This window comes from Rheinheimera sp. UJ63 (assembly GCF_021568285.1).
Taxonomy (GTDB): domain Bacteria; phylum Pseudomonadota; class Gammaproteobacteria; order Enterobacterales; family Alteromonadaceae; genus Alishewanella; species Alishewanella maricola.
The window spans coordinates 1-16457 of the sequence record NZ_JAKGTQ010000003.1 but is presented as its reverse complement, the minus strand read 5'-3'; the positions used below and the strand labels follow the sequence as shown (position 1 = coordinate 16457).

The 16457-nt window shown below is 43.3% G+C and carries 20 protein-coding genes, 1 tRNA gene, 1 rRNA gene and 1 other RNA gene; 9 read left to right on the top strand and 14 right to left on the bottom strand.

Going from position 1 to position 16457, the window contains the following annotated elements:
* Positions 1–15 precede the first annotated feature (15 nt).
* Together L1N97_RS10255 and L1N97_RS10250 are read right to left on the bottom strand one after the other, a co-directional pair.
* Complete coding sequence (locus L1N97_RS10255) at positions 16–855, bottom strand: CvfB family protein (protein ID WP_226751567.1); 840 nt, start codon at positions 853–855, stop codon at positions 16–18.
* A gap of 102 nt (positions 856–957) precedes the next feature.
* Positions 958–1149, bottom strand: a complete 192-nt coding sequence (locus tag L1N97_RS10250) for a DUF2061 domain-containing protein (RefSeq protein ID WP_226751568.1) — start codon at positions 1147–1149, stop codon at positions 958–960.
* A gap of 213 nt (positions 1150–1362) precedes the next feature.
* Between L1N97_RS10250 and L1N97_RS10245 the strand changes: the two genes are divergently transcribed.
* Positions 1363–1653 (top strand): hypothetical protein, encoded by a 291-nt coding sequence (locus L1N97_RS10245; RefSeq protein WP_236129728.1) that lies wholly within the window; start codon positions 1363–1365, stop codon positions 1651–1653.
* Positions 1654–1667: 14 nt separating this feature from the next.
* Here the strand turns inward: L1N97_RS10245 and L1N97_RS10240 are convergent, their stop codons facing one another.
* Together L1N97_RS10240 and L1N97_RS10235 are read right to left on the bottom strand one after the other, a co-directional pair.
* Complete coding sequence (locus tag L1N97_RS10240; protein WP_226751570.1) at positions 1668–3176, bottom strand: DUF3413 domain-containing protein; 1509 nt, start codon at positions 3174–3176, stop codon at positions 1668–1670.
* A 7-nt stretch (positions 3177–3183) separates the two neighbouring features.
* Entirely contained in the window at positions 3184–3408 is a 225-nt protein-coding gene (locus tag L1N97_RS10235) for a DUF1414 domain-containing protein (protein WP_236129727.1), read from the bottom strand.
* A gap of 69 nt (positions 3409–3477) precedes the next feature.
* Here L1N97_RS10235 and yejK point away from each other — a divergent pair, with 69 nt between their 5' ends.
* Positions 3478–4515, top strand: coding sequence for a nucleoid-associated protein YejK (gene yejK, locus L1N97_RS10230; protein WP_226751572.1), 1038 nt, complete (start codon positions 3478–3480; stop codon positions 4513–4515).
* Here yejK and L1N97_RS10225 read toward each other — a convergent pair.
* From L1N97_RS10225 to L1N97_RS10205, 5 genes are read right to left on the bottom strand one after another with little or no spacing between them, the layout of a single operon-like run.
* Positions 4475–4696 carry a DUF2897 family protein gene (locus L1N97_RS10225; RefSeq protein ID WP_229585972.1) on the bottom strand — a complete coding sequence of 74 codons (222 nt, stop codon included), beginning with the start codon at positions 4694–4696 and terminating at the stop codon, positions 4475–4477. The two genes, yejK and L1N97_RS10225, sit on opposite strands and share 41 nt — an antisense overlap.
* Positions 4693–5385: a M15 family metallopeptidase gene (locus L1N97_RS10220; RefSeq protein ID WP_236129726.1), complete on the bottom strand. Its 693-nt coding sequence runs from the start codon at positions 5383–5385 to the stop codon at positions 4693–4695. The genes L1N97_RS10225 and L1N97_RS10220 overlap by 4 nt, the downstream gene beginning before the upstream one ends.
* Positions 5382–6545: a succinyl-diaminopimelate desuccinylase gene (gene dapE, locus L1N97_RS10215; protein WP_268964701.1), complete on the bottom strand. Its 1164-nt coding sequence runs from the start codon at positions 6543–6545 to the stop codon at positions 5382–5384. Before dapE ends, L1N97_RS10220 begins: the two co-directional genes overlap by 4 nt.
* A gap of 11 nt (positions 6546–6556) precedes the next feature.
* The gene (locus tag L1N97_RS10210) at positions 6557–6913 is read right to left on the bottom strand and encodes an ArsC family reductase (protein WP_236129725.1); all 357 of its coding nucleotides are present in this window, start codon (positions 6911–6913) and stop codon (positions 6557–6559) included.
* Positions 6914–6919: 6 nt separating this feature from the next.
* Positions 6920–7426, bottom strand: coding sequence for a PTS glucose transporter subunit IIA (locus L1N97_RS10205; RefSeq protein WP_226751577.1), 507 nt, complete (start codon positions 7424–7426; stop codon positions 6920–6922).
* Positions 7427–7954: 528 nt separating this feature from the next.
* On the opposite strand from L1N97_RS10205, the gene yfbV reads away from it, so the two are divergent.
* Positions 7955–8395, top strand: a complete 441-nt coding sequence (gene yfbV, locus L1N97_RS10200; protein WP_226751578.1) for a terminus macrodomain insulation protein YfbV — start codon at positions 7955–7957, stop codon at positions 8393–8395.
* Between the two features lie 23 nt (positions 8396–8418).
* On the opposite strand, the gene xthA is transcribed toward yfbV, so the two are convergent.
* Complete coding sequence (gene xthA, locus L1N97_RS10195) at positions 8419–9234, bottom strand: exodeoxyribonuclease III (protein WP_229585975.1); 816 nt, start codon at positions 9232–9234, stop codon at positions 8419–8421.
* 97 nt (positions 9235–9331) lie between these two features.
* Between xthA and L1N97_RS10190 the strand changes: the two genes are divergently transcribed.
* Both L1N97_RS10190 and deoC read left to right on the top strand, forming a co-directional pair.
* Positions 9332–10039: a M48 family metallopeptidase gene (locus tag L1N97_RS10190; protein ID WP_236129724.1), complete on the top strand. Its 708-nt coding sequence runs from the start codon at positions 9332–9334 to the stop codon at positions 10037–10039.
* A 235-nt stretch (positions 10040–10274) separates the two neighbouring features.
* On the top strand, positions 10275–11009 hold the full coding sequence (gene deoC, locus L1N97_RS10185) for a deoxyribose-phosphate aldolase (RefSeq protein ID WP_236129723.1): 735 nt from the start codon (positions 10275–10277) through the stop codon (positions 11007–11009).
* Between the two features lie 197 nt (positions 11010–11206).
* Here deoC and L1N97_RS10180 read toward each other — a convergent pair.
* A non-coding RNA gene (locus L1N97_RS10180) (RtT sRNA) lies at positions 11207–11330 on the bottom strand.
* A gap of 209 nt (positions 11331–11539) precedes the next feature.
* Positions 11540–11624: transfer RNA gene (locus L1N97_RS10175), tRNA-Tyr, on the bottom strand.
* Positions 11625–11732: 108 nt separating this feature from the next.
* Between L1N97_RS10175 and L1N97_RS10170 the strand changes: the two genes are divergently transcribed.
* Positions 11733–12209 (top strand): VC2046/SO_2500 family protein, encoded by a 477-nt coding sequence (locus L1N97_RS10170; RefSeq protein ID WP_236129722.1) that lies wholly within the window; start codon positions 11733–11735, stop codon positions 12207–12209.
* A 12-nt stretch (positions 12210–12221) separates the two neighbouring features.
* Here L1N97_RS10170 and L1N97_RS10165 read toward each other — a convergent pair whose 3' ends face one another.
* Both L1N97_RS10165 and L1N97_RS10160 read right to left on the bottom strand, forming a co-directional pair.
* Positions 12222–12698: a YchJ family protein gene (locus L1N97_RS10165; protein WP_236129721.1), complete on the bottom strand. Its 477-nt coding sequence runs from the start codon at positions 12696–12698 to the stop codon at positions 12222–12224.
* A gap of 155 nt (positions 12699–12853) precedes the next feature.
* A complete protein-coding gene (locus L1N97_RS10160) occupies positions 12854–13288 on the bottom strand; it encodes a SulA-like leucine-rich domain-containing protein (protein ID WP_229585980.1) in 435 nt (144 codons plus the stop codon).
* Positions 13289–13444: 156 nt separating this feature from the next.
* Here L1N97_RS10160 and L1N97_RS10155 point away from each other — a divergent pair, with 156 nt between their 5' ends.
* The 3 genes from L1N97_RS10155 to L1N97_RS10145 all read left to right on the top strand — a co-directional run.
* Complete coding sequence (locus tag L1N97_RS10155; RefSeq protein WP_236129720.1) at positions 13445–15223, top strand: GGDEF domain-containing protein; 1779 nt, start codon at positions 13445–13447, stop codon at positions 15221–15223.
* Positions 15224–15272: 49 nt separating this feature from the next.
* On the top strand, positions 15273–15992 hold the full coding sequence (locus L1N97_RS10150; protein WP_229585982.1) for a DUF3581 family protein: 720 nt from the start codon (positions 15273–15275) through the stop codon (positions 15990–15992).
* Between the two features lie 341 nt (positions 15993–16333).
* Positions 16334–16457: ribosomal RNA gene (locus L1N97_RS10145) — 16S ribosomal RNA — on the top strand; the annotation flags it as partial.

The following is a 16457-nucleotide window of genomic DNA, read 5'->3' as shown; positions in this document are numbered from 1 at the left end:
ACAGGTATTATTTATTTAAACTGACTTTTCAACCAGCAGCAAACCGGCAGGCGTGATAACAATTAGCTTGTCTTTATACAATGCACCAATGGCTTGCTTAAAGGTTTTTTTACTCACCCCAAAGGCATCGGCAATCAGTTCTGGCGAGCTTTTATCCGTTAAAGCCAGTTTGCCATCGTTTTGGCGTAAACGCTGTAAAATCTTTTCAGTTAACGCCTGAGCTTGCTGATAAGTGGCTTGATTTAGGCGTAAATCAATTTTGCCATCATCGCGAACTTTGGTGATCAGGGCGGTGTGGCGTTCACCTCGTTTCAGTGGGCGAAAAACTTCATTTTTATACAATACACCCCAATGTTGATGTTCAATAATCGCTTTGTATCCAATATCGGTTTGCTCGCTGATCATCACTTGCACCTTATCACCGGTTTGGTAAGGCACAGGGGTTTTATGTAAATGACGATCTAATTTAGTCGAAGCAACAATACGATTACTTAAATCGACATAACAATACACTAGATAGTGCTGGCCCACTTTCAGCGGGATTTGCTGCTCGCTAAAGGGCACTAATAAGTCTTTCTTTAAACCCCAATCTAAGAAAGCACCCACCTTAGTACTGGCAACCACAGCTAAAGAGGCCACCTGGCCAACCATAATTTTCGGTTGCTCAGTGGTGGCAATCAGTTGATCTTCAGAATCTAAATATAAAAATACAGACAAGGGCTCGCCGATAACAATATCTGCGGGCGCCACGTTGTTCGGCAGTAGGATCTCACCCCAGCTTAATCCGTCCAGGTAATAACCAAACTTAACCTGTTTTTTTACGGTTAATGTATTCAGGGTACCTAATGCTATCATTTGTGCCTCATTATTCATTGTTTAAGTTGAATATTGTAACGGCTTTTTGCGGTGCGTGCTGTGCTAATTTCAACGGGTATGCTGCTTTCGTTGCTTATTAGTTTAAGCCGCAAAGCCTTGCGGTGTATTAGCCAGTTTAGACCAGATTTTTTCATGGAAAAAATAACCTACCGTATTTACCGCGGGTTCAACAATAGCAACCAAGCCACCGAGGATGAGATCGCCGGTAATTAAATAGGTCACTGCAAAAGCAATGGTAAAGTGCATTAGCGCGAAGGTGAGAGTCTTAATCATCAGTTACATCCTATCTCAATACGATGATTAAATGATAACACTTCTCATTTGTATTTAAAGTGAATTTTATTGCTTAACATAAACAATAAAATTAATCAGCTTGGCAAGTCAATTGACGCCCGTGTTGCGTATACCTTATCTTGGCATGAGCAATATGCTGTTTAGCCTAAGTGATTTACATTATCGCAGGGTAGAATATTTCGGAGAAACCTTATGGATTACCGTCAATGGCTGGATATCAAGCAGTATGAGTTCCTGATGAACTATTTTATGCGTCGTCAACAACAACACGCTATGGCTGATTTGAATGAGCCTTATAGTTATGATGGTTTTAGTACCTATGATCAGCTGTATCAGCAAATTGTTAAAGAAGCAGAAGTGGCGTTTATTGAATGTTTTGGTGAACCGGCGCCGCCCATTGTGTTTACCAATTTATTTCATCTCGCCGAGCTTGAGTTAGCAGGTAAGCGGCCCCGCTTAAAAGGGCCGAAGCTGATCCAGTAAGCGCTCGGGTGCAGTTAGTCTTCTAAGCGCTTTAAGGCATCAATCAGCATCGGAACGTCGAGCTTATCATTCAGCGGCACCAGAGTACCTGCAGACCACACGCCATAGCTACCATCTTGACGTAGGATCAGCATCTTATCTTTTCGGATACTAATAATATCTTGCTGGCTGATATTCAGTTTGGGTAAGGCTTTAGGTGCGAGTAAATTGTCGCTAAGCCAGCGTTGCTGGCCATCACAGCCGGCCGCAGCAACCAAGGTGGGTAACCAGTCCAGCTGTTGGCTATTATGCTGTTTTAATTGTTGACTCAGTGCTGGCCAGCGGGTCAGAGCGGTGACAGGAGCCAGTTGGAACTTAGTATTATTACTGTGTAACGGCACAATGACAATTTGGGCATATTGTTGATAGTCAGCCCAATTTTGCGTGGGATCCGCATCAAATACCATACTAAAAGGCGTGAGAGTGGCCGACTCTGTTGCCCAAGGAAGCAACGCGCTGAGCTTAGGGTCGCGATTCACTACCGAAAATGCCTGGCTGTGAGAGGGTGATAACCAGCTTGGCCGCTGTTTAAGCGCTTCGGTGTCGCTTGCTTCTACCATAAATTGGCCATACAACACATTGAGCAGCGCTTCAGGGGCATTATTGGGGGCAAAATGTTGTTCGTGTAATCGAAATTGCTGCTGACGGAAAAAGTTAATCTGCGACTCGGTTAAGGGTTGGCTAAACAGCAGTAGTGTCGACTGTTGTGCCGGCAAAGTACAACGTAACTCACCGGTAAGTGGCAAACTGGTTTCTAAACTTAGCCGCTCGGCTTGGCGTTGTGCACGTTGTGTTAAATCAACTAACTGATAGCGGGCTAACAAACTTTTTGCCGTAGCGGGATAAGAAAACGGTAAAACATTATCTTGGCGGGTAATGTCCCACTGCAACTTCGCGTCAGCATAAATATGTAAAACATGGCTTAACATAAAACTGCCGAAAAACAGCATAAGTGCAGGTTTACCAATGCCTGATTGCCCTAAGCGGGTGATCTTTTTCCAGCAAAAGTTACTGATGGTCAGTTCTATGGCAAACAACATACTGCCCACTACGGCCACGATCAGCAAAAAGTTACGCAGGTTGGTGACTATTTGCTGGCGTAATAAATCAATCGTTTGATCATAAGATGCACTGCCTAGATGATAACCAAGCTGGTTATAAACGTAGGCGTCAAAGATTAATAATACTAAGCCAATACTGGCGAGCGCTGCGGCCAAGCCGCGAATATGGCGCTGATAGGGGAAAATTAACGACAACGGAAAGATGGTTAAAATAAAAAACATAAAGCAGATAAATGCGGTATGTCCTAGCCAGGTTAATACAAGATAACTCCAGCCAAGGAATGTCACAGGTAAAGGTTCCGCCCACCAGAAAGAGGCGGTAATCACTAAAGCCAGTAGCATATTAAAAAAGCTGAACCAGTGACCCCAATTCAGCAAGCGATTGACTTTTTTTACCAGTGACAGATTTTGTTCTAACACCATGTTAAGTTTACTGACGATTTACGTTGATGGCATCCGCTAATGCCCGATTAAATGATTCAGTGACCGCAGCGCGTTGTTTGGCGGGTACTGATGTATTAATAACATGGCTGACGGCATTGCCTAAACACATTAAGCTCAGCTCGGTAGTCGCCTGCTCATTTTGCAGGATGTCGATAAGTTGATTTACCAGCTTTTCAATTTGGCTAGTCGAATATTTTGATACAATAGGCATGGATTACTCAGATAAACAAAGCTTAAACAGATAGAATAGTAACAGAATTCAGAAAAAACAGGAAAATTTATGTCGGTAGATATGCAACATCTGGCTATTAATTACATTGCGTTGACCGATAGTGGCGAACATCAAGCGCATTATCGTGACGGTTTGATCAGCAGTAACGTCGCCGTTGCCAACTTGGTAGAAACCTTACATCTGGCCTATAACGGCAAACCAGCTAAAGGATATGCCAGTTTTAATCCAGAGAAGTCCGCACGAGTGCCACAAGCATTAGCCGATTGGCAGGCTGATCAAACAGACTTTTTGGGTTTTGCCAAAGCCACTACGGATGCATTGGTGGTGGAATTAAGCCAACATCAATTACCTGAAACAGGTTATGTGTTACTGGCTCATTATCGTTATCTAGCCAGCGATTACCTTTTGGTCTGCCTGTTAGGCAGTAAAGATCACTTTGAATTGTCGGAGCAACTCGAGTTAGCAACTTCACGGCATTTAGATATTGGCCGGATGCAACTGGCCGCACGTTTAGATTTAACGGAGTATGCGGTTAATGCGGCTAAAGGCAATTACATCAGTTTTATTCGTGGCCGTGCAGGGCGAAAAGTGGCCGATTTCTTTTTAGATTTTTTAGGCTGTACCGAGGGCGCCGATGCACGAGTGAATAGCCAAAAAGTGTTGGCGTCGGTTGAAGAATACCTGGGTGCGGCAGAATTTGATGCCTCTGAAAAAACCAGCGCTCGGCGTCAGGTGTTTGACTACTGTGAAGAGCGCGCCAAGAGCGGGCAAGATGTGGTTCTCACTGAGTTATCGGCGGTCGTTGATCCTGAGCAGAGTAATGGTTTCTTACACTATTGTGCGGAACAACAGCTCGATGTCGCTGAACAATTTCCAGTCGAAGTGAAAGAGCTGAAAAAAATGGTCAAGTTTAATGGTGCGGGTGGCGGCTTATCGCTTAGCTTCGATGAAAAGCTACTCGGGGAGCGGATAAAGTACGATATCAAAACCGATACTTTAGTTATTACGGGCACACCACCTAACTTACGAGACCAGTTACAACGCTTTAGTCAGGGCTATTCGGCTTTTGATCAGGGCTCGGAGTAACCGTTTTACTTTGTGTTTGCTTGGCAGCGTCAGTTTGACTGGCGTTGTCAGGCTTGGCTTGCGGATCGGCTAGATCTTTTAAACTGGGCATTTTCATTTTAGCTGAATGTTTAATGAGCATGATATTGCCGATGATTACGCCAAAAGCGAGTGCGATGCCCCAAAATAACGGCCAATTCATATTTTTGCCTCACAAATGTTAGTGATAAAACGAGGATATAACTCCGGTAACATTTGCAACACCGTGGCTTGCTCGGCAATCGGGTTATCCATCAAGGTTTGTTGTAATTGCTCTAGGGTTAGCGCTGCCTGACATGCACTGGCCAGCGGTTGATAGCTCAAATGCCAAGGCTCTGCCGCTACACCACCGCGAAATTCGCGATAAGGTAAAAAGAAGCCATAGTCAGCAGCATTCTGTTGTAACCACTGCGCTAAAGTGGCGAAAGGCCCATCGCCTTGATATTCGTCTGTACTTAACTGTACTTGATAATCTGTTGGCACAGCCGCGGCATCATAAACATCTATTTCCGTTCCCCAGTGATGTCGACTTGCACCAGGTAGTGCCGAATAAAGCATAATCGCTTCAATACGTGCCTGCGCTGACAGCGATGTCACATCAACCCGTTGTTGAGCATGATTAAAAACCGGACGTTGCCCCAAACATTTTGCTTGCCAGATACGTGCTTGACGCTCGAAACTGCGCCAAGCCGATACCACGGCTAAATCAATACCTTCATTAGCCAAGGCCGCTTTGAGTTGCAGAAATGCAGCCATGGCCTCTTGGTGAAGCCATTGCTGATTGCCGATATGTTGCATGGCTGAATTATCAAGCCCCGTTAACAGGGCTCGGTTCAGTATCGCGCGGCTCATGCGGTTAAGCGTTGCTGCAAATTAATCAATAATTGCAGGTACACTTCAGTTAATTGGCTAAGATCGGCAATCGCCACACATTCATTTACTTTGTGGATAGTGGCATTGCAGGGGCCTAGTTCAATAACTTGAGCGCCAGTTGGGGCAATAAAACGGCCATCCGAGGTGCCACCTGTGGTTTCAAGCCGTGGCGTAATACCTCGTACTTTTTCAATCGCGGCCACCGTGGAGTCAACTAAATCGCCTTGCTCAGTTAAAAACGGTAAGCCATTTAACGTCCACTCTAGCTGATAATGTAAACCAAATTTGTCGAGTAGGGCATAGACTCGACTTTGCAGCTGTTCGGCATCCACTTCCGTGCTGTAGCGGAAGTTAAACATAACGTTTAATTCTCCCGGGATCACATTTGAGGCGCCGGTGCCACCTTGAATATTGGCGATTTGAAAGCTGGTTGCTGGAAAATAAGCGTTCCCGTTATCCCAAACCTCTGAGGCTAAGGCGGCCAATGCCGGTACCGCTTTATGAATAGGATTATCAGCCAAGTGTGGGTAGGCGACATGGCCTTGAATACCTTTTACGGTTAAGTGCCCTGTTAACGAACCACGCCGACCGTTTTTTATCACATCACCCACTTGCAGATGGCTAGAGGGTTCGCCCACTAAACACCAACGAATTTTTTCTTGGCGTGCTTCTAAAGTTTCAATCACTTTGACCGTACCATTGATAAAGGGGCCTTCTTCATCGCTGGTAATTAAGTAAGCTAAATTAAAAGCCGGTGACGGTTCTTGTGCTAAAAATTGCTCAGTCGCAACAACCATCGCAGCTAAGCTGCCTTTCATATCGGCAGCACCGCGACCAAATAAGGTATCGCCAATGATGGTTGGCTGAAATGGGGGGGTGTGCCATGCATCGACAGGACCGCTCGGTACTACATCGGTGTGACCGGCAAAACAAAATAACGGTTTGCCTTGACCATGGCGAGCCCACATATTGAGCGTATCGGCAAACGGCATCATCTCAATATTAAAGCCCACTTTAGCTAAACGTGCTGCCATCAGTTGCTGACAACCGGCATCTTCAGGTGTTACTGACGCCCGTTCAATTAAAGCCATGGTGAGCGCTAATGTTGGGTTGCTGGCCGGATTGGTGAGATCAGTCATAAATGAATTACCTATTTTTCAGAAGAGGCAGATAAAGCAAGATAAGCTTGCTCATCAAAGCCCAGTAACAGTTGTTCGTTATGTTGTAATACCGGCCGTTTGATTAGCGCAGGTTGTTCTAGCATTAAGGCTAAAGCACGTGTTTCGTTGATCTCCGCTTTACTGCTGTCAGCTAACTTACGCCAAGTTGTGCCACGTGTATTAAGTAAATTTTTCCAGCCTAATTCCACGGCGAAACGCGCTAGCAATTCAGCGTCCAAGCCATCGGTGCGATAATCGTGAAATTGATAGGCTAACGCTTGTTGCTCTAAACAACGTCGGGCTTTTTTGATAGTGTCACAGTTTTTGATGCCGTATAAGGTAATCATAGTTTTTTACTTTTTAAATTGCAGAACAAAAAGAGGATCTTGGTTGGCTAGCACTTGAGCTTGTCGGCTGAGTAACTTATCGAGTTTGCTCGGTAAAGATAAGCTCGCGACACAATACAGTTCATCGAGCACTAATTGCCAATACGCTAAGTCGATTTGCAGTATCGGTGTACCAGCCTTGACTTCACGTGGTGCTCGGCACAGCCAATGTAAGCCTTTGCCGTGATCGATGCTAATAGCAAAAGGCAAATCGACGGTCAGCGTTAGCCCCGAAGTATGAGTAAAGATTAAACGACGCTCACCGGCTCTGGCTGTTGTAAAGTGGCCACTGAATGGAGCATAAAGCGTACCTTGTTGTAATTTACAGCATAAGGTCGCCGGAAAAATATCCTGCTGATACAGTAATTCAGGATGCATGCTGATCGGTAAGACCTGACCACTAAACGGGCTTTTAATAATAAAACCTTCTAGTGTGGTCCAATCTTGTTGCCAGATGATGACTGATTGCTGCACTGTTGCTCTCCAAGATCATGAAGCTTTGATGATAGCTTAAAGTTTTTGCAATATCAGCATCTTTCACTGCCTTATGTAGCCCAGCATTGAAGCGATAGCAGCGCTTTTGGCCATAAAACTGCTGCTTTTGCCGTATTTGCTCAAATTTGTAGCTTAATTAACGATTTTTACTAGCAAAAAAACAGTGGTTAAGCCATTAAACCGTTATTAACAAGCCTCATGTTGTCCACAGATTCTGTGAATAACATTGTGAATAACACGGTTTATCTTGTTTATCGTTATGTATTTTATTGGCTTTTTGTTTTGGCATATTTTTTGTTTAGTCTGTCATGATCGAAAAAGTACAGAGAACGTAAAAAAATCAGAGTTTTGCTATCAAATTGGTTTAAATATCTTGTTGTTTATATTTTGTTAAATCTGAGGCGTCACTGGGTCTGTCATTAACGTTTCAATGGCATTTTTATTTTGTTTAGAACAATTAAAAGTATGCTAAAGTTATCAAACTAGGCCAGCACGGGAGTAGAGTAATTGCAGCTGATTCGTATTCTAAGCCAAGGTATTCGTTATAGTCGTACTTGGCCGACTAAACCAGAATTAAATGCTATTTTCCCTGAAAATAAAGTCATTTTCTTAACGCGTAAAGGCGTTCATTTTTTGCCGGTGTTATCGGTAATCACGGCTTTAGTCCAATTCAAATTGCTTGGTGCAGAACATCTCGGTCAGATTATTGCCATGATGTTGTTTTTAGCCGCGTTACCGTTGCAGGGTTTTTACTGGCTAGGTATACGAGCTGACAACAGTTTACCTCCTGCGCTGATAAATTGGGGAAACGAAATTCGTGAGCAAATCATCAAGCATGGCCAATTACAAAGCCAGCCTGGCTCGTTAAAAAGTTATTTTGATCTGGCTAAGCTACTACAACAGGCTTATCAGCAGTTAGACAATACGGTAATGCGCCGTTGGTTTTAACAAGACGCATTCATGGCAGTGTCTTAAGCTAAATTAAATACTGACCAAACGGGGGCGTGGTCAGATGGGCGTTCAATACCCCTGAGTTCATAATCGATGCCTGACTCAATACACTTAGCCGCCAGCAACGGGGTAGCCATAACCACGTCTATGCGTAATCCACGATTATCATCAAAACCCTTTGAGCGATAATCAAACCAACTGTATTGAGCGCCAGTTTCTGGATGCAGTGCACGGAAAGTATCGATCAAGCCCCAATCTTTCAATTGTTGTAGCCAAGCACGTTCTTCCGGCAAAAAAGAGGTCTTACCTTCACGTAACCAACGTTTGGCATTGGCTTCGCCGATGCCGATATCTAAGTCGATAGGCGAGATGTTAATATCACCTATTACGGCCACGTAGTCCTTTTCGCTGTTATGCGAAGTTTCTAGGTAATGTTGCAAATCAGCGTAAAACTGAGTTTTCGCTGGGAATTTTATCGGGTGCTCGCGGTTTTCCCCCTGCGGGAAATAGCCGTTTAGCACGGTTAGGCGTTTGCCATCGGCTAAATCGAATTGTCCAATTAGCATTCGACGTTGAGCATCTTCAGCATCGCCGGGAAAACCATATTGCATTTCGCTGGCCGGTTGCTTACTCATGATGGCAACGCCATAATGCCCTTTTTGGCCAAAATGATAAACGTGATAACCCATGGCTTGAACATCAGCTAATGGGAATTCACTGTCATGTACTTTGATTTCCTGTAAACCAATAATGTCAGGTTGATGTTTTTCAATTAATGCTTGAAGTTGATGCAGCCTGGCGCGAATACCATTAATATTAAAAGAAATTATTTTCATACACTATCCGAATTAAGACCTGTTAACGCTTGTTGTTGATCATACCATGTAATCCAAATCAGCACGACCTGTGACAAACTCGGATCCGGAGCAATCTTTGGCAATATTATCTGGGCAAACAGCTTTGCCTTTTAACTATCAAGTCATCTACAGTCGGCGACGTTCTGTGCAATTGGCCATTAAGGCAGGGCAATTGACCATTCGAGCACCAAAAGGCACTTCAAGTCAGTTCATCTCTGCGTTATTAGCGCGCAAACAACAATGGATCTTATTACACCTTGCTCGAACGGAAGCCGAAGCTGATAGCGTCGTGACAGCGTTAGATCGTCATGAAATTTTAGTGTCAGGGCAATCGATACCATTTTGTTGGCAGTTAGCGGCCAAAGCCGATGTGGTAATGACGGAACGTCAGTGTAAAGTATCGATCCCAACGCGGGTGAAGCCAGAACGACGTGCTTTATACCTGAATCGACAACTGCAAGAATATTTTGTACCGCTGGCTGAACAGTATTTTCAGCAAGCCGTAGCTTCTCAAGCTCAGCTTATGGGGTGTAAGCCAAAGGCAATCCGTATTGGTAACTGGCAGCGTAAATGGGGGTTTTGCAATAGTTTGTCAGAGGTCGGGTTTAATTGGCGCTTGATGCAAGCGCCTACTTGGGTCGCCGATTATGTTGTTGTGCACGAATTAGCACATTTAACCCACATGAATCATTCAAACGCTTTTTGGCAACGCGTAGCGAAGTTTTCTGCTGATTACAGGTTAGCGGAGCAGTGGCTAAAGCAACATCAGCGGTTGTTGTTATAAAAAAAAACCGACCTTTGCAGGTCGGTATCAAGATAAATTGATTAAAGGAGAATACATCCAGGGATAACACACCTTTTAAGACCCACTGATTATGAAAAGATTCCATTGCGGCATAATTATTTATTAGATTTTGCATTAAATCGCTATTTTAGTTTAATCTCTGCCCTTACTAGGTGAGCATACCGCGATTAATTAGACGGTAATTAATAATAATGAATCAGACAGGCAACTAACCATGATGAATCCCCTTCGTTTATTGCAACTGCTTAAACTTTTAGATGTAACACGCTTACAAGATAACGATGATCAGCGTCAAATGACCGATTGGTTAGCCCAATTACCGGTAACTCCCGCGCCGGTGGCCGCATTATGTGTGTATCCTGAATTTTTAGCCGAGGCCCGTGAACATATTACTCAGTCTAATGAAACTGTGGCACTGGCGACGGTTGTTAACTTTCCAACTGGCGATCAACCCTTATCTACCGTACTAGCAGACATCGCTACAGCACTCCAAGCCAGTGCGACGGAAATTGATTGTGTTTTACCTTATCAAACCTTACTCAGCGGCAAAGAAACCGAAGTCGCTCAGTTTTTAGCTGCGGTGCGTGAAGCAAGCCAAGGTCTGTGTTTAAAAATCATTATTGAATCAGGTGAGCTATTAACCGCACAACAAATTACTAAAGCCAGTGAATTGGTTATAGATAGTGGTGCCGAGTTTATTAAAACATCAACCGGTAAAGTGCCGGTTGGCGTTACATTGGAAGCGGCTAAAATTATCTTAACCAGTATAGCTGCCGCAGATCGCTCGGTAGGATTTAAAGCATCAGGTGGTGTCAAAACCGTTGAGCAAGCATTAGAGATAGTTAGTTTATATGAGCAAGTGACGGGTAAAACGGCACAAAGCGAAGGGCTACGTATTGGTGCCAGTACCTTATTAACTGAGCTATGTCAGCAACTTGCTAGTGAGTAACGTGCCATTTGAATCATGCAAGGACGCTAGAGAACAGAGGGAGGCGGTAGAAAGGATAACTCGCCTTGCAGGCCAGCGTCACGTTGTTCCGCTGTTCAATGCTGCGCATTGTCAAACCTGACGAAGGTTCTTACCTTCCCCTAAGAGTGTTTTATAGCGTATTGATTTAAATTGAAGAACTTAGGCAGAAAGAGAAATGGTGGAGGGGGAAGGATAACTCGCGTTGCTCGCCTTGCAGGCCAGCGTCACGTTGTTCCGCTGTTCAATGCTGCGCATTGTCAAACCTGACGAAGATTCTCACCTTCCCCTAAGACTATTTATAGCGTATTGATTTAAATTGAAGAACTTAGGCAGAAAGAGAAATGGTGGAGGGGGAAGGATAACTCGCGTTGCTCGCCTTGCAGGCCAGCGTCACGTTGTTCAGCTGTTCAATGCTGCGCATTGTCAAAACTGACGAAGGTTCTCACCTTCCCCTAAGACTATTTTATAGCGTATTGATTTAAATTGAAGAACTTAGGCAGAAAGAGAAATGGTGGAGGGGGAAGGATTCGAACCTTCGAAGGCAGTGCCGGCAGATTTACAGTCTGATCCCTTTGGCCACTCGGGAACCCCTCCACAAGTGCAGGCGCATATTATCAAATTCAGTTTTTAAGTAAAGCACTTTACTAAAGTTTTTTGACTGTTTGCCGATAAAGCAAACAGTTAGGTTAAAAAGTGTAGATAATGCAAGCAATCATTAACGAATGGCAACTGGGTACAACGCTTAACCAAGCATTGCAACAACAGCATCGTGCTGATTTTGCGTTGTGGTTAGCGGTGTTGTCTCCGGCGGTACAAGAAATGGCGGCTTTTTATACGCCATTACCTAAAAGCGCTGAGGTAAACGCAACGCTCTATCAGCAATTATCTGTGCGTCAACGCCGCAGTTTTGCATGGCAAGAAACTGATGCGACTGTGTTAGCGCAACTTAATCGATCTGCGCAAACGAGTTTACGCCAATTAAAATTACAAAGCGCTTTAACCCCTGAGCCTTGGGTTAGAAAAGATGATGCCAAAAAATTAGATGGTCGCTTGATGAGTAATTTAGATCAGCATGCTATACGTCGTCTAAGTGGCAAGGAACAACCGATCCAAGAAGGGGACGAAACCGCGTTATATGAAATGCTGCAAGAACTGAATGCTAACCCTTTACCGCTTTAGTGCTTTTTGATCTTATGCTTGACCGCTTCTTAGATGAGTTTGACAATGTTTCACTTTTATCAATGAACCACACGGGCAAAGCTCATTACGTTTTAACTTATGGCTTGGTGTGGCTGACAGTTTGCCACTGTGGTAATACCATTTATCAATAAATTCGAAAAATGACTGTTCTGTGATCACTTCAACGGTGTTATCGATAATAAAGTAGGCTTTGAAACTCACTTCACCTTTGGGCATATTCTGATTGCTTGCGCTGATCGCTAACTTAAAAAAATGCACACTATCAGCAAACTGTTGAATTTCTTCTATCAATTCTGCTGAACGTTGTGTTGGATGCGTAGTGTGGTAAACATAGTCAATCTGACCGCGACAATAGGCCGTGTAACGTGATCGCATTAACGCTTCACAATTTGGTGCTAACTCACCTTCTAATAAATAAGGGGCACAGCATTCAATAAACGGTTTTTTTGAACAGCAATAACACAGCATCGTTATCTCCACATTAATGCGTGCTAGTTTACCCCTAAGCCAGCTCAGGGTGTTTCACTTTATTGATAATTTATCATTTTTTGTTAAGTATTGTGATGCATAGCTCAGATAAAATATGTCACTTGTCACTTGTCACTTGTCACTAATATAGTGTTTTAGTGTTGTTTTACCATTGCCTGCGTTAAGGGATACAACGCAGTTTGCTGCTTCTCTGCTAATTGCGCTAATTGCGTTGCTTCCTCATCAGTTAACACACCACCATGCAACACAACTTTACAGCTAGCACTGTTTATCGCGCGTTGTACCGTTTTCGCTAAATCCTTAACCTGGTGCGGATGAATCATTAAGATTTTTTCTAAAGGGATCTGGCAGCTTGCCCAAAAATTTTTATTAGGCTTCACTTTCGGTGCAATTAATACAATCCAGCCGTCCACATCGCGGTGTTGCTGTAACAATTTTAAGAGTTGGAGTTCAGTGTTATTGCGTTGCAATAAGGTGAGTGGCGGTATTGATCCAGTATGACTCGTGTTTAACGTTTTGCTGGTACGAGATGGGGTATCGGAATGTAAAACTTTGCTGGTGATAAGCATGTAAACCTCTAACTGGTTATTTATACAGTGTATGCTTATACAGTAGTTTTTGTTCAAATAAAAAGCAAGTGTTTTGTGTGGGTTTTTTTAGTGAGTCATATTTTTGTCATGAGCTCTGCATAATATTGTCATTGTTGTTAATTTTGGATTTGATGTATGGCAACTTCTGAACAGTCTTGTCTTGAGCTAAAAAGTATTTTGCGTTCCAGAGCGCTTCAACCGCTATTTCAACCTATTGTTTCTTTAAATAATGCTCATGTATTTGGTTATGAAGCGTTAATTCGTGGGCCTTCCAATAGCCCACTGCATTCGCCCTTTCAACTATTTAAAACGGCGTTAGCATGCCATGCTTTAGCTGAGTTAGAGTTGCTGTGTCGCGAGTTGAGTATTACGGCTTTTGCCAGTGCGGCTGTTTGCGGTAAATTATTTTTAAACGTCAACCCCTTGCTTTTACTTACTGCTGATCATCCTAGTGGGCTAACCAAAAGCATGTTGCAACAAGCAGGTTTAGATCCGTCACAAGTCGTGATTGAGATTTCTGAGCAATACCAAGTTGAAGATGCTAGCTTACTGATTAAGGCTGTAAATCATTATCGTGATCTGGGTTTTTTAATTGCCATTGATGATTTAGGGAGTGGCTTTTCGGGTTTAAAACTTTGGTCAGAGTTGCAACCTGACTTTGTTAAAATTGATCGATACTTTATTAGTGAGATTTATCGCGATCCAACCAAAAAAGCATTTGTAAAAAATATTATCAGTTTGGCAAAAGCAACGGGCTCCTTAATTATTGCAGAAGGGATTGAAACGGAAGAAGAGCTCTTGCAATGTAAAGAACTTGGAGCCGACTTTGGGCAAGGTTATTTGCTAGGGCGCCCGCAAGTCTCTTTTTTAACGCAAATAAGTAGTAAAGTCATCATGGGTGCGAAACCTCCATTACCCAGTCAACATAGTGTTCTTTCGCTGATGATTGATATTGCACCGATATCAACATCGCTAACTGCGTTACAAGTGGCCACGCTGTTTGAGCAGGATGCCAGATTGCAAACGCTGGCTGTGGTAAGTAATAACAGGCCTGTCGGTTTAGTGTGTCGTTCGGAGCTGCAAGCGCTTTTCTCACAACATTTTGGTCGAGCGTTACATGAAAGAAAAACGATTGGCCAGATAATGAATACTAACGCAGTCATTGTCGATGCAGACTCTAGTCTCGATGATGTAAGTAAAATGGTTGCTGAAAATGAATACAGTGCCGCAAGTTGGTATTTCATTATTTGTCGTCATGGTCATTATTTAGGTTTAGGTTCGGTACGGCAATTATTAAAAAAAGTCAGCGAAGAGAAACTCCAGCTTGCACGTTACGCAAATCCATTGACCTTTTTGCCCGGTAATGTGCCTATTTATTTAGAGATTGATAAATGGTTATCTAAGGGGAGTGTGTTTGCCGTAGCTTACTTAGATCTAAATCACTTTAAACCCTACAACGATATCTATGGTTATAGTAAAGGTGATGCGGTATTGCAGATGTTAGCCGAGATTATCCAGCAAAATGCCCAAGGGGTAGCGTGTTTCGTTGGTCATATAGGAGGGGATGATTTTGTGCTGGTCAGTGATACTGTTGTTATTGAGCCACTGTGTCAGGCGATTTTGGATGAGTTTGCTGTACGTATTTTGGTTCACTATGAACCTGAACATGTGCAACAACAAGGGATCCATGCTTTAAATAGAATGGGCGACTCTTGTTTTTATCCTATGCTGTCATTGTCTATTGGCGTGGCTTTTCCTGATCCTACTTTATGTCATACACATCATGATGTGGCGGCTTTAAGCACTTCAGCTAAGTTTAATGCTAAACAAATGGGTGGTAACGCGCTATTCTTGTCAAGACATCAAGGGCCAATCAGTAAGGCAACCGCACTGGCTAGACCATCTGCAGACTGATTTAGGCTAGAATATCCCATCGATATGTTATTAAGGTAATTCAGAAGTAATGATTTTAGATGCATTTGTCAGTCGTCATGGCGACGCCTTTAGTTTTACACGTCAGCACTCCTGTAATTTTGCCAAGAAGATCGCGGGTGATTTTAATCCTATTCATGATGTTGACGCTAAACGGTTCTGTGTCCCAGGTGATTTGTTATTTAGTTATTTACTTACCCGCTATGGAGTAAGCCAACAACTGAATTGTCAATTCTCCGGTATGGTCAGCGCCGATGTCCTTTTACACTGCGAGTTGTCTGAAGGACAAATTCAAGTATGTGATGAACAGGGCCGCGTTTACCTTACGGTACAGTTTTCTGGTGAGCACACCCATGATATCGGGGTGATCGAACCGTTGTTTCAAGATTATGTGCAATTTTCAGGTCAAAACTTTCCGCATATTCTGCAACCGTTAATGGAACAGCAAGGTGTGATGATTCATCCACTGCGTCCTTTAGTCATTTATGAAAGTATGGCATTAAGCTTCACGACGTTACCCACAAGTAAAGTCGAACTCAGTCTTGCCAGCAGTAAGTTAGATATAGAGGGTAAAAGAGGTAACGTGACGCTTAACTTTATATTGACTGCAAAGGGCGTGCAGATTGGCAAGGGTGAGAAGAAAATGATTTTAAGTAATCTTCAGCCTTATGATGCTACAGAGATGCAGCGTATGGTTGATGAATATAATAATCGTAAGACCTCTGCGGGTTGTGGCAATTTCGATTTATAAGCCCTATAACAGCTAAAAAGTGTCATTTTTAGCTGTTTAGTTCAAAAAGTAGCCGAACAAACTCTTTTTTTAAAATTATGCTTGCAGGCTTAATTAAACTCCCTATAATGCGCATCCACAGACAGGGACAACGGCAACGACATCCGGTCTGTGAAGCGAAAGCTAACTGAGGCAAACGCCTCGCTCTGAATGCAGAGCACGCTCTTTAACAATTCGCAATCAATTATCTGTGTGGGCACTTATGATGATGTTCGTTTAAAACGAAATAATCAGTATGAGTGACCAAGTTATAAAGATTTAGTCAGTAATGCTGAGCTGAGGCTTCGGTCTCGAAAGAACTTAAATTGAAGAGTTTGATCATGGCTCAGATTGAACGCTGGCGGCAGGCCTAACACATGCAAGTCGAGCGGATGAGGGTAGCTTGCTACCTGATTTAGCGGCGGACGGGTGAGTAATGTATAGGGA